Origin of the sequence: Pseudaminobacter salicylatoxidans, assembly GCF_003148475.1 — a bacterium.
GTDB lineage: Bacteria > Pseudomonadota > Alphaproteobacteria > Rhizobiales > Rhizobiaceae > Pseudaminobacter > Pseudaminobacter salicylatoxidans.
On record NZ_QGGG01000001.1, the window covers coordinates 367,523 to 384,318 of the forward strand.

General features: G+C 62.4%; 13 protein-coding genes. 3 read left to right on the plus strand and 10 right to left on the minus strand.

Going from position 1 to position 16,796, the window contains the following annotated elements:
- The first annotated feature begins 259 nt into the window (after positions 1-259).
- The 3 genes from metH (at position 260) to C7441_RS01630 (ending at position 6,179) form a co-directional block, all read left to right on the plus strand.
- Complete coding sequence (gene metH, locus C7441_RS01620; RefSeq protein ID WP_210205595.1) at positions 260-4,051, plus strand: methionine synthase; 3,792 nt, start codon at positions 260-262, stop codon at positions 4,049-4,051.
- A 131-nt stretch (positions 4,052-4,182) separates the two neighbouring features.
- A complete protein-coding gene (locus C7441_RS01625; protein ID WP_109611415.1) occupies positions 4,183-5,190 on the plus strand; it encodes a DUF6925 family protein in 1,008 nt (335 codons plus the stop codon).
- Positions 5,191-5,225: 35 nt separating this feature from the next.
- Positions 5,226-6,179, plus strand: a complete 954-nt coding sequence (locus tag C7441_RS01630; protein ID WP_109611416.1) for an agmatinase — start codon at positions 5,226-5,228, stop codon at positions 6,177-6,179.
- Positions 6,180-6,206: 27 nt separating this feature from the next.
- On the opposite strand, the gene C7441_RS01635 is transcribed toward C7441_RS01630, so the two are convergent.
- The 10 genes from C7441_RS01635 to C7441_RS01680 all read right to left on the minus strand — a co-directional run bounded on the left by C7441_RS01635 (position 6,207) and on the right by C7441_RS01680 (position 16,719).
- On the minus strand, positions 6,207-6,686 hold the full coding sequence (locus tag C7441_RS01635) for an NUDIX hydrolase (RefSeq protein WP_146201425.1): 480 nt from the start codon (positions 6,684-6,686) through the stop codon (positions 6,207-6,209).
- Between the two features lie 540 nt (positions 6,687-7,226).
- Entirely contained in the window at positions 7,227-8,999 is a 1,773-nt protein-coding gene (gene dhaL / locus C7441_RS01640) for a dihydroxyacetone kinase subunit DhaL (protein WP_109611418.1), read from the minus strand.
- Between the two features lie 69 nt (positions 9,000-9,068).
- On the minus strand, positions 9,069-9,953 hold the full coding sequence (locus tag C7441_RS01645) for a sugar phosphate isomerase/epimerase family protein (RefSeq protein WP_109611419.1): 885 nt from the start codon (positions 9,951-9,953) through the stop codon (positions 9,069-9,071).
- Between the two features lie 50 nt (positions 9,954-10,003).
- The gene (locus C7441_RS01650) at positions 10,004-10,966 is read right to left on the minus strand and encodes an ABC transporter permease (RefSeq protein ID WP_109611420.1); all 963 of its coding nucleotides are present in this window, start codon (positions 10,964-10,966) and stop codon (positions 10,004-10,006) included.
- Positions 10,956-12,461 carry a sugar ABC transporter ATP-binding protein gene (locus tag C7441_RS01655; RefSeq protein ID WP_109611421.1) on the minus strand — a complete coding sequence of 502 codons (1,506 nt, stop codon included), beginning with the start codon at positions 12,459-12,461 and terminating at the stop codon, positions 10,956-10,958. Before C7441_RS01655 ends, C7441_RS01650 begins: the two co-directional genes overlap by 11 nt.
- A gap of 142 nt (positions 12,462-12,603) precedes the next feature.
- On the minus strand, positions 12,604-13,548 hold the full coding sequence (locus C7441_RS01660) for a substrate-binding domain-containing protein (RefSeq protein WP_019172491.1): 945 nt from the start codon (positions 13,546-13,548) through the stop codon (positions 12,604-12,606).
- A gap of 288 nt (positions 13,549-13,836) precedes the next feature.
- Positions 13,837-14,787: a sugar-binding transcriptional regulator gene (locus C7441_RS01665; RefSeq protein WP_109611422.1), complete on the minus strand. Its 951-nt coding sequence runs from the start codon at positions 14,785-14,787 to the stop codon at positions 13,837-13,839.
- 82 nt (positions 14,788-14,869) lie between these two features.
- Positions 14,870-15,421: an SIS domain-containing protein gene (locus tag C7441_RS01670; protein ID WP_109611423.1), complete on the minus strand. Its 552-nt coding sequence runs from the start codon at positions 15,419-15,421 to the stop codon at positions 14,870-14,872.
- Positions 15,422-15,454: 33 nt separating this feature from the next.
- Positions 15,455-15,922, minus strand: a complete 468-nt coding sequence (gene derI / locus C7441_RS01675; RefSeq protein WP_109611424.1) for a D-erythrulose-4-phosphate isomerase — start codon at positions 15,920-15,922, stop codon at positions 15,455-15,457.
- Positions 15,919-16,719 carry a triose-phosphate isomerase family protein gene (locus C7441_RS01680; RefSeq protein ID WP_109611425.1) on the minus strand — a complete coding sequence of 267 codons (801 nt, stop codon included), beginning with the start codon at positions 16,717-16,719 and terminating at the stop codon, positions 15,919-15,921. The genes derI and C7441_RS01680 overlap by 4 nt, the downstream gene beginning before the upstream one ends.
- Positions 16,720-16,796: the final 77 nt, after the last annotated feature.

Here is a 16,796-nt window from a genome sequence, read left to right on the forward strand (position 1 = left end):
ACATCCGTGAGGATGCTCGCGCACTGTTTCGCGTCGCGCGCAACGCATCCGAAACGCTTGAGCTTGCTGACCGCCTGCGCGATGCGGCCGCAGCCTGCATTTTAGCGAAGAACCAAAGGAAGTCGCAGCAGGCTTCTGGATTTCCTCGGTGCGGGCGTCTGCGGCACCGGCTGCGATTTGCGATCTCCGGTATGTTGACATAAAGATGTCTTTATGTGATCTGGATGATGTGTCGTTCGAAGGACTGGAATTGTCGCAAATGGATTCTGCGTTGAAGGGCCTGTTCGGGCCGGTTACCAAGAGCTCCCGAGGAGATGAGGCGCGTGCTGCGCTGACTGCGGCCGCGCGTGAGCGCATCCTGGTGCTGGACGGTGCCATGGGCACGCAGATCCAGGGTCTCGGCTTCGATGAGCAGCATTTCCGTGGCGACCGTTTCGGCGGTTGCGCATGCCACCAGCAGGGCAACAACGACCTCCTGATCCTCAGCCAGCCTGCTGCGATCGAGGAAATCCACTACCGCTACGCCATTGCCGGCGCGGATATCGTCGAGACGAACACATTCTCCTCCACGCGCATCGCGCAGACCGATTACGGCATGGAGGACATGGTCTACGACCTGAACCGGGACGGCGCGCGCCTTGCCCGCCGCGCCGTCATCCGGGCGAGCCAGGAAGACGGCAAGCGCCGTTTCGTGGCCGGCGCGCTGGGTCCCACCAACCGCACGGCTTCAATCTCGCCGGACGTCAACAACCCCGGCTATCGCGCTGTAACCTTTGATGATCTGCGCATCGCCTATGCCGAGCAGCTTCGCGGCCTGATCGACGGTGGCGTCGATCTGATCCTGATCGAGACCATCTTCGACACGCTGAACGCCAAGGCGGCGATCTTTGCCTGCGAGGAAATATTCGCCGAGACGGGCGAGCACCTGCCGATCATGATTTCCGGCACGATCACCGACCTTTCCGGCCGCACCCTTTCGGGCCAGACGCCGACCGCCTTCTGGCACTCGCTGCGCCATGCCAACCCCTTCACCTTCGGGCTGAACTGCGCGCTGGGCGCCAATGCCATGCGCGAACATCTGGCCGAAATCTCGGACGTCGCCGACACGCTGGTCTGCGCCTATCCCAATGCCGGCCTGCCCAACGAATTCGGGCGCTATGACGAGACGCCGGAATTCATGGCCGAGCAGATCGAAGCGTTCGCGCGCGAGGGGCTGGTGAACATCGTTGGCGGTTGCTGTGGTTCGACGCCCGAGCATATTCGCGCCATAGCCGAAGCAGTGAGCAAACACCCGCCGCGTCAGGTGCCCGAGCACAAGCCGTTGATGAAGCTCTCCGGCCTGGAGCCTTTCACGCTCACGCCCGAAATCCCCTTCGTCAATGTCGGCGAGCGCACCAATGTCACCGGTTCGGCGAAATTCAGGAAGCTGATCACCGCTGGCGATTTTGCCGCCGCGCTCGATGTCGCGCGCGACCAGGTGGCCAATGGCGCGCAGGTCGTCGACGTCAATATGGATGAGGGCCTGATCGACTCCCAAAAGGCGATGGTGGAGTATCTCAACCTGATCGCCTCGGAGCCGGACATAGCGCGCGTGCCGATCATGATCGACTCGTCCAAATGGGAGGTGATCGAAGCCGGCCTGAAATGCGTGCAGGGCAAGCCGATCGTCAATTCCATTTCCATGAAGGAGGGCGAGGAAGCTTTCCTGCACCATGCAAGGCTGTGCCGCATGTATGGCGCGGCCGTCGTCGTCATGGCTTTCGACGAGGCCGGGCAGGCCGACACGCAGGCGCGCAAGGTGGAAATCTGCACCCGCGCCTACAAGCTCCTGACCGGGCAGGCGGGTTTCGCGCCTGAGGATATCATCTTCGATCCGAACATTTTTGCGGTGGCGACAGGTATCGAGGAGCACAACAACTACGGCGTCGACTTCATCGGCGCCACGCGCGAGATCACGGCCACGCTGCCGCATGTCCATGTTTCGGGCGGCGTGTCGAACCTGTCTTTCTCCTTCCGCGGCAACGAGCCCGTGCGCGAGGCGATGCATGCCGTGTTTCTCTACCACGCCATTCAGGCGGGCATGGATATGGGCATCGTCAATGCTGGCCAGCTTGCCGTTTACGAAACCATCGAGCCGGAGCTGCGCGAGGCGTGCGAGGATGTGGTGCTGAACCGGACGCCGAAGGCAGGCGGCAGCGCGACCGAGCGTTTGCTGGAACTGGCCGAGCGCTTCAAGGGCGCCGCCGGCAAGGAGGCCAGGGAAAAGGACCTCGCCTGGCGCGAATGGCCGGTCGAGAAACGCATCAGCCACGCGCTGGTCAACGGCATCACCGAATATATCGAGCAGGACACCGAGGAAGCCCGACAGAGGGCCGAGCGGCCGTTGCATGTCATCGAGGGACCGCTGATGGCCGGCATGAATGTCGTGGGCGACCTGTTCGGATCGGGAAAGATGTTCCTGCCGCAGGTGGTCAAATCGGCCCGCGTCATGAAGCAGGCGGTGGCCGTGTTGCTGCCTTATATGGAGGCCGAAAAAGAGGCCAATGGCGGACAAGACATGCGCGAAAGCGCGGGCAAGATCCTGATGGCCACGGTGAAGGGCGATGTGCATGACATCGGCAAGAACATCGTCGGTGTCGTACTCGCCTGCAACAATTACGAGATCATCGACCTCGGCGTGATGGTGCCGGCCTCGAAAATCCTGGAGACCGCGCGCGAGAGACAGGTCGACATCATCGGCCTGTCGGGCCTCATCACGCCGTCACTGGACGAGATGGTTCACGTCGCCTCCGAAATGGAGAGAGAGGGCTTTGAAATCCCGCTGCTGATCGGTGGGGCGACCACAAGCCGCGTACATACGGCAGTGAAGATCCATCCGCGTTATGATCGCGGACAGGCGGTCTATGTGACCGATGCCAGCCGTGCGGTCGGGGTGGTTTCGAGCCTGCTCTCACCTGAAATGAAACCGGGCTATGTCGAGACGCTGCGCGGCGAATACCGCAAGGTGGCGGAAGCGCATGAGCGCTCGGAACGGGAAAAGCAGCGTCTGCCGCTGGCCAGGGCGCGCGCCAATGCGCATCGCATCGACTGGGCGGCCTATGACGCGCCAAAACCTTCTTTCCTCGGTACGCGCGTCTTCGAAACCTGGGATCTCGAAGAACTGTCCCGCTATATCGACTGGACGCCCTTTTTCCAGACATGGGAGCTGAAAGGCCGCTATCCGAAAATCCTGGAGGACGAAAAGCAGGGAGCGGCCGCGCGCCAGCTCTTCGAGGATGCGCAGGCGATGCTGAAAAAGATCATCGCGGAAAAATGGTTCGCCCCGAGAGCGGTGATCGGCTTCTGGCCGGCCAACGCGGTGGGCGACGATATACGCCTCTTCACCGACGAGAACAGGTCGCAGGAACTTGCAACCTTCTTCACGCTGCGCCAGCAGCTTACCAAGCGCGATGGCAAGGCCAATCTCGCATTGTCCGATTTCGTGGCACCCGCGGAAAGCGGAAAGCCCGATTATGTCGGTGGCTTCGTGGTGACGGCCGGCATCGAGGAAGTGGCGATCGCCGAGCGCTTCGAGCGCGCCAATGACGACTATTCGTCCATTCTCGTCAAGGCGCTGGCCGACCGCTTTGCCGAAGCCTTCGCCGAACGCATGCATGAGCGCGTGCGCAAGGAGTTCTGGGGCTATGCGCCGGATGAGACACTGACGGGCGACGAGCTGATCGCCGAGGCCTATCATGGCATCCGGCCGGCGCCCGGTTATCCTGCCCAGCCCGACCATACCGAAAAAGTGACGCTGTTCCGGCTTCTCGATGCGGAAAGGAATTCCGGCGTGACGCTCACCGAAGGCATGGCGATGTGGCCGGGCTCGTCGGTATCGGGTCTGTATCTGGCGCATCCCGAAAGCTATTATTTCGGCGTCGCCAAGGTCGAGCGTGATCAGGTAGAGGACTATGCACAGCGCAAGGGCATGGCGGTGACCGATGTGGAACGCTGGCTGGGACCCATCCTCAACTATATGCCCGTCCGCGCGGTCGAGGATGCTGCCGCCTGAGAAGCAAGGATCGCCGTGCCGCATCCCCTTCATGGAGAATCGCCGCAAAAGACTGTTGGTGACGCCGACCTCATGTGTTGCCTTATCTTAGGCAACACGCCTAACTGGCTGTTCCGAAAAGGTTCAGCATCTTGGCCTCACCATCAATTCCCGACGATCCGCTGGAATGGATCGCCACGCAGCTTTCCGATCCCGCCTGCAAATGCAGCCTGGGCGGGTTTGGCGCTGTCGGCATGTTTGCGCAAGACGCCGATGCAGAAGTGGCATTGAAGGACCACGCCATCGTGGTCGGTGCAGCCGGTGCAACGCTCAGGATCGAGCGCGGGGCCAACATCCGGCTGGTGGCGTTCGAGACGATCAGTTCCGATTCCCTGTCGTGGAACCATGGTGTTGCGATCTGTACGGACCAGTCCCGCCTGCTTGCCGCGCAATCCGATTGCCTTCGCGAAACCGGTCCCGATAGATCAGCGATCGATGAAGCTGATCGGCACGTTCCGTGTTTCGCGGCCGGCGTCGCGTCGCAGCAGATGCGCGTGCTGCTGCGGACAGCGGATAGCGACCTTCTGCACGCCCTGCGACACCACACGGGCCTGAACTTCTTTGACCTGCCTGCCTCGGTCATGGAACTTCTCGCCCGAAGCCCCATCGACTGGATCGTCGAAACGCCGGTTGGGCGGCTTGAGTTCAGGCAGCGCTTAACGAGCCATTCCCTGAATATGCCATGCCCTGTATTTATCGACCGCGACCTGCTGGCGAGCGGACTTACCTATGCGCGCGGCATAGCCATTCCGCCCGGATGGATGCCTTGCGGCTATATTTTTCCACCGCACCCTGCGCGCGCCGCGCCGGGGATGCCCAAGCACTTCGATGAACGGGAGCATCTGCGCTTCCAGCAGATACTCGACCGTTTTGGCATTGCTGAACTGGTGAGCCTGAAGCGACAGACGGAGGCCGACATTGCCGCCGGCACGACAGTGATGCAGCCGCTCAAGACCCGCCACGAGACCGATATCGTTCGTGTCGTACTCAGGCAGCGGCTGACGATGGGACATGGCGCAGGCCTGGAGCCCTGGATGGAGGTCTTCGACAGACCGCTTCTGGAGGCGGTGCGAAAGCGGCCCGACGCCAGCAATCGATAACCGGATTTGCCAATGTGATTCCGAGAGGAGGAACCATGACGAGACTTACCGTTGCGCCGCGCGATGTGAACCGCACCTTCATGAACTTTCCGTTCGTGGAGGACCTCGATACGCTGAAGGCGGACATCACGATCATCGGCATGCCCTATGGCAGCCCCTATTCGATCGACGAGATGACAAACGACCAGACCAATGGCCCGACCGCCATGCGTCGCGCTTCGCGCAACATCAGCGTCGATCTGGACCGCTATGATTTCGACATCGGCGGCACGCTGTTCGACGGACAGGACATCAAGGTGGTGGATGTCGGCGACGTACCGGGCGAGGCGGCGGACATTGGCGGGCACTACCGCCGCTCCGAGGCGGCGATCCGCAAAATCCTTGCCGCCGGTGCCATGCCGATCATTCTGGGCGGTGATCACGGCATTCCCATTCCGGTCCTGCGCGCGCTGGACGGCGAAGGGCCGATCACGGTGATCCAGATCGATGCGCATCTCGACTGGCTCGACGAAAGGAACGGCGTAAAGGACGGCTATTCGAGCAATATGCGCCGTGCCTCCGAGATGGCGCATGTCGATCGCATCTTCCAGCTTGGCATTCGCGGGCAGGGCAGCGCACGCTTCGAGGAAATCGAGGCGGCTCGTGCCTATGGCGTCGATATCGTCACCGCCGCACAATGGGAGAAAGAGGGTACGGACGCGATCCTGGCGCGCATCCCCGACGGCGGGCGCTACTATCTTACGCTCGATGCCGACGGTCTTGATCCGGCGGTGATGCCTGCTGTCGCCGCACCATCCCCCGGCGGCATCAGCTATCGCCAGACAATCGACCTCATCAAGGGCGTGATCGGCAAGGGGCGGCTCGTCGGCATGGACATGGTCGAGATTACACCCTCGCGCGACATCAACGAGATCAGTTCGATCACGGCAGGCAATATCATCCTGAACGCAATCGGCGCTGCGGTGCGCGCTGGCTATTTCAAACGCTGAGGTGGTTCACGGCGAGGCGACCTGCGGTCAGGCCGCCTCGCGAAGAGGCTCCAGGAAGCCGGGGTTTGCATCAAGCGACGAAAACAATCGCTTCAACTCGAGATCCGTGACCGCATTGGCGGCATCGTTCAGGAAGAACCAGCGGCGCTTGCGGCGCACACGTTCCGGCCAGTGGGTCAAGGTTCCCCGCACCTTCAGGCCGTAGAGCACGACCGTGGAAGGGCGCGCCAAAACGCTGGTATAGGACCCAAGCGGGTTCGGATCGAGATGGCCGAATACACCGGCCTTCTCGAAAGCTTCGGTCATCGCCATCTGGCGCGGTGTCCTGTCGTCGCTCGTCAAAGCGCTGGGCAACTGCCAGCGCTCCTCGTCACGCGACGTGACGAGCAATATCTTGATCTCACCCTGTTTCGTACGCCGCCATGGAAGGGCGCCGTAGCGCGTCCGCTCCATGACGGTTGGTGTCGGGCTGGATCGCAGGGTGGATGGCCGCAGAGCCGACCTCATAGGCGCCCTCCGGGCCTCACCTCCATGTTGCCAAGACGCGGCTGGATGGGCGTGCGCCTGCCATCGGCACACCACACACAACGCACCGCTGCCCGCGGCAGGCTGCGGCGGCAGGACTTGCAGATCGAAAGAGGCTGTCTGTAGATCAATTGAATACTCCGGTAAAAAGCGCGCGTCGCGCAGCAAATGCACCGCAAATCGACTTTAAGATGCGGTCCCGGAGCGGAAAGTCCTGTGCGGTGTTCAGTCGATCACAAGTCGCTCCGGGAAAAACCACTTGCTTTCCCGGCGAGCCTCGAAATCAAAATGAAAGTTTTCATGCACATGCCATCAATGTAGTGACAAGAATTTATAAAACAAGGGGTTAGCCTGTCGACCGCCGTGTTTGACGCAGTGACCGCAGATCGCGACGGACGAGCGCGTCCTCGCGGGTTCGCCTTGAAGTTTCGCGACGACAAAGCACGGACACCCGAGCCGCGTCAGCAGTTCGGGTGTCCGGGTGGGCAATGGATAGGGTCCCGGCGGACGGCCGGCGGCAGATCAGCGCAGGGCGCGCTCCAGTGCCTCGGCCATGGCGCGCAGCGTCACGAAGGTCGAGGCCGCGCCCGGATCGATATGGCCGAGCGAACGCTCACCGAGCTTGCTCGAGCGGCCCTTGCGCGCCGCGATCTTCGCAGTGGCGTTCATGCCTTCTTCGGCACCTCTGGCTGCCGCCTGCAGGCAAGCCAGCGTGGATGCGCCGCCCTGCAGCGCCTGCGCAGCCTGATGGGCCGCCGGCACCCAGGCATCCACCATCGTCTTGTCGCCGGGTTCGGCCTTGCCTCGTTCACGAATGCCGTTCGCTGCCGCATCGATGAAGGTAACCATCGCTGCCCCGTCGAGACCGGCACGGCCACGTGCGCTTGCGCCTGCGCGCTGGAAGGCGGTGGCGTAAAGCGGACCTGACGAAGCGCCCACCGCATCGAGGAATGCCTTGGCAATGCGCTTGCAGATGGCTTCGATGTCGTCATTGTCCGAAACCTCGTCCAATGCGTGGCCTACCGCAGACCAGCCGATTCCCATCGTGACGCCGTGGTCGCCGTCGCCAATGACGCCATCGAGTTCGGAGAGCCAATCCTTGTGGGTCTCGATCGCCGCACCGACATTGCGGATCATGGAGACAAAGATTTCCGGCGTTACTTCGCCGCCGGGGCGTTCGCCCGCTATGGTGTCGCTGCTGGCGGCGACGGCATCAGCGCGGTTGCCGACTGCTTTCGAGATGCCGTGACCCACACCGGCATGACCGTTCGCGCGCGGCGAAACAATCCCCACCTGCAAGGCGGCTGTGTGACAGGGGTGCTCGAGCAGGGCCTTCAGTTCGTCATCGAGTTTGAGAAGCGTGATCGAAGCGCCGGCCATTTCGAGCGAGGTCACATATTCGCCGACGAAGGAGCGATGGATGGACACGCCCTTTTCGTCCAGATGCTGCTTCACGCGCCGGTGCAGCAGATAAAGCTCCATCTGCGAGGTTGAGCCGAGGCCGTTGACCAGCAGGGCCACTTCCTCGCCCCTGGCAAGCGTCAGTTCGGCGAAGATGCGCTCCAGCAGGGCGTCAGTCACCTGATCGGCTGTTTCGAGCGGCCCGCGGCGGATGCCCGGCTCGCCATGTATGCCCATGCCGATTTCCATCTCGTCGTCGCCCAGCGAGAAATTCGGCTTCAGCGTCTGCGGCAGCGAGCAGGCGCCCAGCGCAACGCCCATGGTGAAGGTGGCGCGATTGGCCTTTTCGGTCACGGCAACCACGGCGTCGAGATCGGCCATGCGGTCTGCGGCGGCGCCTGCGATCTTGAAGACGAAGAAATCACCGGCAATGCCGCGCCGTTCCTGTGCCCGGTCGGTCGGCGCGGAGGCGACGTCGTCGGTGACGCGCACGGTGCGCACCTTGATGCCTTCGGCTGCGGCTTCCTCGGCGGCCATGTCGAAATTCATCACGTCGCCGGAATAATTGCCGTAGAGATACAGCACGCCAGCCCCGCCATCGACCGCGCGCGTGGCTTCAAGGATCGGCTCCGGCGAGGGCGAGGCAAAGACGTTGCCGATCGCGGCGGCATCCGCGAGACCGCGGCCGACATAGCCGACGAAGGCGGGCTCATGGCCGGAGCCACCGCCAACGACGATGCCGACCTTGCCCTGACGCGGCCCATCCATCGCCACGACGGCGCGGCCGGTTTCCCCGGTGCGTCCGAGCAGGTCCGGATGGGCGCCGAGGATGCCCTCGATCATCTCGGGGATGATGTCGTCGGGGTTGTTGATCAGCTTTTTGGTCTTGGTCACGACAATGCTCCTGAGAAGCCGGTCAGGCGGCCTGAAGGTCAGGCACGTTCTTTGAAAGATTTGCGGCCGTTATGCGGCCTGCCTGAGCAGACGCACGGCCTTCTTCATGTCTTCCAGCACGAAATCATCGGTCTCCTCGAAGGGGTAGATGATTTCGAGCAGGTATGTCTGGTCGGTCAGCTTGTGACGTTTCCAGAAATCGGCGAGGATTTCCGGCGTCACGATGCCGTCGCGGGTGAAGTTCCAGTGGCGGTCGAGCAGGCCGTCGGTCTGCTGGATGTGGAAGGCGCCGATATAGTCGCCGCAGATACGCATCCACAGATCCATGTCCGCGTCTTCCTTGAACAGCGGCGTGAACAGGGCATGCCCCCAGTCCACCATCAGCCGCACCGGAATGTCGGTGGCGCCGTCAAGGTCCTTCATCAGCTTGAGCGAGTCGGCGGCGGAGGAGGGGAATTCGGTCGCCAGCGGCACCGGCTCGATCATCAGGCTGGTGAGGCCGCTCTTCCTGGCATGACGCGACAGATCGACAAGCGCTTCCAGCGCCTCGCGATAGATGTCCTCGCGCCGCCGCGGGTCGAGCGCGTCATCGGCCGAATAGGGGCCGAACGGCATGCCGGCGGTCGGCACTTCCATCGCGGCCGTCATGTCGATGGCACGCTTGAAGTGTTCCTTGCCCAGCGCGCGCAGTTCCGGCGTCGGTGCGAGGAAATGATTGTAGGTGTAGGAGGCAAGACCGCCGAAATTGCTCTCGATGGTCACGCTGGCGGCCTTGAATCCGGCGGCGTAATCCCTGGCGATGCGGTCGCGCTCAGCGGATGGCCACCACGGGTCCACGAGGTCCCATGTGAACTGGGCGTGGTCGAGGCCGAGGTCTTCTTTCACCACCTTGGCCAGACGATCACCGCCGAGCCAGCGCTTGATGGCGAAGCTGAGATTTGCGCCGAGTTTCATGTTCTGCCTCTCCCGGTATGCTTGGTATGCTTGCTGTGAGATTGGACGGGTCAGCCTTCGCGGCGGATGTAGCGGCGCGAGATGGCGTCGAACGAGATGGCGAGCACCACGATTGCGCCGCTGACCACGCCCTGCCAGTAGGGCGAGACGCCGAACAGCACGATGATGTTCTCGATGATGGCGATGATGGCCGCACCGAAGATCGCACCCAGCGGGGTGCCGACACCGCCGGTGGTGGCCACGCCGCCGATGACCGACGCCGCGATCGGGGGCAGAACCCAGGTGTCGCCGATGGACGGCTGCGCCGTGCCGAGACGCGCCACCATCAGAAGGCCCGCGAGCGCCGCCAGAAGACCGGCAAGCGTGAAGATCGCCACGCGCACGCGGTCAACCTTGATGCCGAGCATCTTGGCGGCCTGCGTATTGTTGCCGACGGCATACATATAGCGGCCGAAGGGCGTCTTCAGCGTGATGAACGTACCGATTGCCAGCACCACGAGCATGATGATGAACGGCACGGGGATGCCGTAAACGGTGCCACGGCCGAGGAACTGGATTTCGGCCGGAATGCCGGTGATCGCGACACCCTTGGTCAGCACCAGTGTCACGCCGCCATAGATGCCCGCGGTACCGATTGTGAGCACGAGCGAGTGAAGGCGCAGCTTCGTCACCAGAATGCCGTTGATGAAGCCGAGAGCCGCGCCCATGGCCAGCGCAAGCCCCAGGGCAACCACGGGGTTGATGCCGTAATTGACCATCAGAATGCCGGAGATGATGCCGCACAGACCGCCGATGACGCCAAGCGACAGGTCGAGTTCGCCCAGGATCAGCAGCATGGACTGGCCGATCGTCACCAGCCCGACAAAGGCCAGCGAACGGGCGATGACCGACATGTTGTAAGAGGTCAGGAAGTAGGGCGACAGCAGCGCGGAAATGCCGAAGATGATCAGCAGCGCCACGAACACGCCCGCAAGCGGATTGGCGACGAGGCTGGCAAGAGGATTACGCTGCATTCTTGGTCTCCGTGCCGAAGATCGCTCCCACGAGCGTCTCATTGGCTGTGGTTTCGGCGTCGAAGTCGCCGGTAATTTTTCCCGTGTGCATGGTGATGATGCGGCTCGAGCATTTGCGCAGTTCGTCCATTTCGGACGAGACCAGGATGATGCCGACACCTTCCTCGGCCAGCGTCTTCATGATCTTGTAGATTTCGGCCTTGGTGCGCACGTCGATGCCCTTGGTGGGTTCGTCGAAAATGAGCACCTTGGGACGAGTCGCCATGGCGCGACCGATAATCGCCTTCTGCTGGTTGCCACCCGACAGAAACATGATCTTCTTTTCCATGTCGGGTGTCTTGATGTCGTAGGCCTTGATGATCTCAAGCACCTTCGAGCGCTCCCTTGCGGCAGAGATGCCGAATTTGGAAAGCGTCTCGTCAAGGATGGAGATGCCGATATTCTCGCGCACGCTGAGCATCGGCAGGATGCCGTGATGCTTGCGCTCCTCGGAGAGATACAGCATGCCGTTCCTGACCGAATGGCTGGTGTCGCCGAGCTTCCAGGGCGCGCCCTTCACGGTGACACTGCCGGCCTTGGGCTTGAGGAAGCCGAACATCGTCTGCATGACTTCGGAACGGCCCGCACCGACGAGGCCGGCAAAGCCCAGAATCTCGCCGCGCTTGAGCGTGAAGGACACGTCCTCGAACCGCTCGCCGCTGAGGCCCTTCACGTCGAGGATGGTTTCTTCTGGCAACTCCGGCTGCTTTACCGGCCGGAAATTCTGTTCGAGCTCAAGTTCGGCACCCGACATGGCACGGATCAGACCCGCTTCGGACGTCTCGGCCATGCGACCGGCCTCGACCTTGCGGCCGTTGCGCAGCACCGTGTAGTCGTCGCCGATCTCGAAGACCTCGTCCATCTTGTGCGAGATGAAGACGATAGCGTGTTCGCGGTCGCGGAATCCGGAAATCACCTTGAACACGCGGTCGACCTCGGTACGGGTCAGCGAGGAGGTCGGCTCGTCGAGGATCAGCACCTTCATGTGCTTGTTGGTGGAGGCGCGGGCGATCTGCAGAAGCTGCTGGTCGGAAACGGAGATATTGCGCACCAGATCGGTCGGACGCGCGCTGATGGCGAAACGGTCGAGATAGTCCTGCGCGGCCTTGCGGATTGCGCCGTGGTCTATCGTCAGACCGCCGAAATCCGAGCGATCATAGGGAATGAACAGGTTCTCTGCGACGCTCAGATGCGGAAACAGGTTCAGTTCCTGCGGCACATAGGCGACGAGATTGAAGACGTCAGGATGCTGTGCGGTATCGCGGCCGTCGATCGTGATCGTGCCGCGGCTGGGGTGGTCGGCACCGGTGAGCAGCTTGACCAGCGTGGACTTTCCCGCCCCGTTCTCGCCGGCGAGAATGTGGACGCGCCCAAGCTCGAGGGAAAGATCGACGTCATCGAGCGCGGTCACGCCGGGGAAATCGCGCCCCACCTTGTGAACTTCGAGAAATGCCATCGCAACATCATCCTTGAGGATGAAAGGCCGCTCTGTCGGGTCGGCCGATCCTGAGTTTTACGCGTGGCGCCGAAAATCCGGCGCCACGCGTGCGTGCCCTTGGGAGGAGCAGCCGCACGCGCCAGCATGCGGCTGGACGGGCTTATTCGCCGACATTGTCCTTGTTGAGGATGGCAATGCCGGTGTCGATGTATTTCGGCGTCTCGATGCCGAGGGCTTTCTGCCACATGGTCATGACAGCCCAGTAACCCTGCATCTCCGGCTTGGTGGAGGAGCTGGAGTCGGCAACGCCGTCGCGGATGAGCTGCAGCATTTCGGGCAGGTTGTCGAGACCGACGAGGATGACCTCGCCCTTCTTGCCGGCTTCCTGGATAGCCTGGCCGATACCGATCGGACCGGCAGCGTCGGAAGCGACCCAGCCCTTGAGGTTCGGGTTGGCCTGCATGATCGCGGCAGCCTGCTTCTGGGCCGTCTCGATGTCGTCATTGTCGATGCCGGTGGCCACGACCTTGATGTTCGGATACTCGTCGAACACCTTCTGGTGGCACTCGGCGCGGATCGCGTGGTTCGGCGCGCTCGGCACGCCCATCATGATGGCGACTTCGCCCTCTTCCTTCAGCAGTTCGACAAGACGGCGCGAGGCGATCTGTGCCTGCTCGCAAAAGTCGTTGCCGATGCTGGTCAGTTCCATGCCTTCGGGCGGAACCGAGTCGAAGATGGTGACGGGGATTTCCTGGCCGACAGCTTCTTCCAGCGAGGCGCGGTTGCCCTTCTCGTCCAGAAGGTCGATGGCAATGCCATCCGGACGCGTGGCGATCGAGCTTTCCAGAATCTGGTTCTGCTGCACCACATCCGCCTGCTGAGGGGCGCTGTAGTCGATCTGAACATCCGCGCCCGTCTGCGCCTTGATCACCGCGGCCGCCTGCTTGGCGCCGTCATTGACCTTGTCGAACCAGGGATGGACGACCTTCGGGATGATGACGAAGCGATAGCTATCCTTCTTTTCAAGGCCGGCCTGATCCTGGGCCAGCGCAACGCCGGGGGCGATGAACGCAGCCGCCAGCAACGACAACAGAAGTTTCTTCATAATTTCCTCCAGACTGTGGGGTCGCCGCGCGGCCCGCCTCTCGATCGCAGACGTTGGAATTGCATGGGGAAATCAGGACCGGCTTCCGCCGCGGCTCCCGGAACCGACGTCAACGAAGGCACCATAACAGATGTAAATTGAGAATTACAAGATCATCATTGGTGCGGAATCACGGTTTTGTGCAGCTTTCGATCACGCTTTGGACAACAGAACGGGTGTGGCCGCACCCGCTTGTGAAGACGGGTGCGGCCACAGGTCGAAAGATGTGCAGCTTGAAACCTGACCTGGTCAGCCGGCAACGAGTTCGCGCGCGACCGCTTCGTCGGTCACGAGGCGGTTCACATAGCGGCCACGCAATATGGCGCGCAGGATCGGCAGCTTGTTCATACCGCCGGAGGCAAGGATCGACACCGGTTTGTCGCGCAGCTTGTCCGGCGGCAAGGCCATGATGCAATAGTTCAGCGGATGGGGAATGATCTCGCCATTCTCGTCCATGAAGCAGCCAAGGACTTCGCCGATCGCACCCAGCGCCTTCAGCTCGTCCAGGCTTTCACCAACGGCCTTGATCGGCACGACGGGCGAGCGCTCCGAGAGATCGCCGCAGGAGATCAGCCCGATCTCGGCTTCCTCGGCCCGGCGCACCACGGCGGCGAGCTCATCATGCATCAGCAAGGTTTCCCGGCTTTCCGGGCTGGGGCAATAGATCGGCGCGGTCAGATAGTGGCACTCGGCCGCCAGCGCCTGCGCCAGGGCGGTGGAAACCTCGAATGTGTTGGTGCCCGAACCGCGCGTCACGCCGCCCATCAGCCCGACCACCCAAGGCTCCTTCGGGCGGCGCGCGCCCAGCCTGCGCACGCTGAAGCTGAGGGTGCGCCCCCAGCCGACACCGACGCCGGTGCGCTCGGGCAACAGCGCATCCAGCATGGCGCCCGCGGCCTCGCCGATGGTCTGCTGCTGTTGCACATAGTCTGGAATGGAAGGCACGACGGTCGCGTCCTGCAGCCCGTATCGTTCCTTCAGCTTTTCCTCGAGTTCGATGCAGTCGATGAGCGGCAGGCGGATGTCGATCATGACCGCACCTTCGGCGCGTGCCTGACCTATCATCCTGTTGACCCGCAGACGCGTAATATCGAGCTGGTTGGCGATCTCCTGCTGGGTCATGCCGCCAACGAAATAGAGCCACGCCACGCGTGCGCGCAAATGCTCGGCCTCGATATCTCCCAAGAATTCGTCCGACACGTTTCCCCCAGATTCGCTCTTGTTGAGGCGAACTTAATGCGGAGGCATGTCCTCCACAATCGGGGGACCCGTGTCCTGCCTCCTATTCGAGATTGGTATGGTTGGCGCGCATCGCCTCGGAAGAAACACCCAGCCGCTCGCGCAGCTTCAGGATCATCACCTCGAACAGCACATATTGCGCGCCCTCGTAGAGCGAGCCCATCGGCAGCACCGAAGTTGCGGGACCCTGATCGTCGGCCATCGTCTGTGCGGGGATGGTCAACACATGGTCGGCCGCGCGCGGGCATTCGCCATCCGGCTGCGCGGTCACGCACAGCGTCGTGGCGCCCGATCCGCGCGCCACATCCATCAGGGCCGCAACTGTGGAAAACTGTCCGGGACCGGCCGAAACGACCAGCAGATCGCCTTTACCGAGCGGCGGGGTGGACATGTCGCCCACCACCGATGCATTCAGGCCGAGATGGTAGAGCCGCATGGCCAGCCCCTTGATCTGCAGCCCCTCGCGCCCCACGCCGTAGAGTGCGATGCGTCCGGCCCGGGCGATCACCTCGACGGCACTGTCGACCCGGGCTTCATCCAGGCGGCTGAACACGGCGCGCAAATCATCGAGTGCGCGTTCATAGAGCGTGGTCATGGCGACGATCCTCCTCGGCCGGTTTGCAGGAATTCAGGCGGACTGCTTGCTGTATTTGCGATCCAGCTCATCGATGGCCGCGACATTGGAAGCCGAACGGCCGTTGACGTCGAACTGCGAATGCAGCCATGCATCGACGATGGACTTGGCAAGCTCGGGTCCAACCACGCGCGCGCCCATGGTGATGATCTGGGCATTGTTGCTGAGCTGGGCGCGCTCGGCCGAGTAGGTATCGTGGGTCAGCGCGGCGCGGATGCCGGGCACCTTGTTGGCCGAAATGCACACGCCGATGCCGGTGCCGCAGATCAGGATGCCACGGTCGAAACGCCCTTCAAGAATGGCAAGCGAGGCGCGCTCGGCAATGCCGGCATAATATTCGGCCGCGCCATCCTCGGGCTTGCTGAGGTCGCTGGTTTCAATTCCTTCCACCTTGGCGAGATGATCGAGGATGACCCTGACCAGCGGCTCGCCGGCGCTGTCGCCGGCAACGACTATCTTCATGCTTTGTCTCCTTTGGGGGAATGGGCTGCAACGATGCGGACGATTTCGGCGAAGCCTTCGCCGGTCCATGCCTGACGGCCGACGAACAGGCCGTCGACCTCGGGGAGCGCGGCCAGCACCATGGCGTTGTCCCGGTTGACCGACCCGCCATAGATGATGCGCACGGTCTCGGCGGCGTCGCGACCGAACCTTTCGGCAAGCACGGCGCGCAGGTGGCGATGGCGCGCGGCGACATAGGAAGGGGAGGCGGCCTCGGTCACGCCTATCGCCCAGCGTGGCTCATAGGCCAGCACGATGTGCTGGAGGTGCGTCGGCGCAAGCCCGGAAAGCACCGTGACGAGTTGCAGGCTGAGTGCCTCGTCGGCACGGTCGAGGTCCTTGTCCTCGCTGCTTTCACCCAGGCAGATGATCGGGGAAAGGCCGGCCCTGAGGGCGGCCATGACTTTCAGCCGCACGCATTCGTAAGTCTCGCCGAAATGCTTCAGCCGCTCTGCGTGAGCGAGTTCGACATAGGTACAGCCGGCATCCTTGAGCATGGCTGCCGAGATCTCGCCGGTCCACGCTCCGCTTTCGGCCCAATGCATATTCTGCCCGCCGATCGCGACCGGCATGTCGCCAAAGGCTGCGGCCGCGGCTGGTAGCGCGGTGAAAGGCGGCAATACGAAAATGTCGAGGACCGACAGGTCCACATCTGAAAGCGCGGCCTGCATCGCGCTCGCATAGCGCGCGGCGTCGGCAGCCAGATTGTTCATCTTCCATCCGGTTCCGACGATGGGTCTGCGGTTTGCTGCGGGCATGCGGGTTCAGAAATTCACGGTTGCTCGGGAGGGCGCCTCCTTAAAATACACATGGAAATTAGAATTTACAGATATAA

Excerpts from the sequence above, each read along its gene's own strand:
- derI (WP_109611424.1), bottom strand. The coding sequence starts at position 15,922 with ATGAAGATAGTCGTTGCCGGCGACAGCGCCGGCGAGCCGCTGGTCAGG.
- C7441_RS01645 (WP_109611419.1), bottom strand. The coding sequence starts at position 9,953 with ATGAAACTCGGCGCAAATCTCAGCTTCGCCATCAAGCGCTGGCTCGGC.
- C7441_RS01635 (WP_146201425.1), bottom strand. The coding sequence starts at position 6,686 with ATGAGGTCGGCTCTGCGGCCATCCACCCTGCGATCCAGCCCGACACCA.
- C7441_RS01660 (WP_019172491.1), bottom strand. The coding sequence starts at position 13,548 with ATGAAGAAACTTCTGTTGTCGTTGCTGGCGGCTGCGTTCATCGCCCCC.
- C7441_RS01655 (WP_109611421.1), bottom strand. The coding sequence starts at position 12,461 with ATGGCATTTCTCGAAGTTCACAAGGTGGGGCGCGATTTCCCCGGCGTG.
- metH (WP_210205595.1), top strand. The coding sequence starts at position 260 with ATGGATTCTGCGTTGAAGGGCCTGTTCGGGCCGGTTACCAAGAGCTCC.
- C7441_RS01680 (WP_109611425.1), bottom strand. The coding sequence starts at position 16,719 with ATGCCCGCAGCAAACCGCAGACCCATCGTCGGAACCGGATGGAAGATG.
- C7441_RS01650 (WP_109611420.1), bottom strand. The coding sequence starts at position 10,966 with ATGCAGCGTAATCCTCTTGCCAGCCTCGTCGCCAATCCGCTTGCGGGC.
- C7441_RS01670 (WP_109611423.1), bottom strand. The coding sequence starts at position 15,421 with ATGACCACGCTCTATGAACGCGCACTCGATGATTTGCGCGCCGTGTTC.
- C7441_RS01630 (WP_109611416.1), top strand. The coding sequence starts at position 5,226 with ATGACGAGACTTACCGTTGCGCCGCGCGATGTGAACCGCACCTTCATG.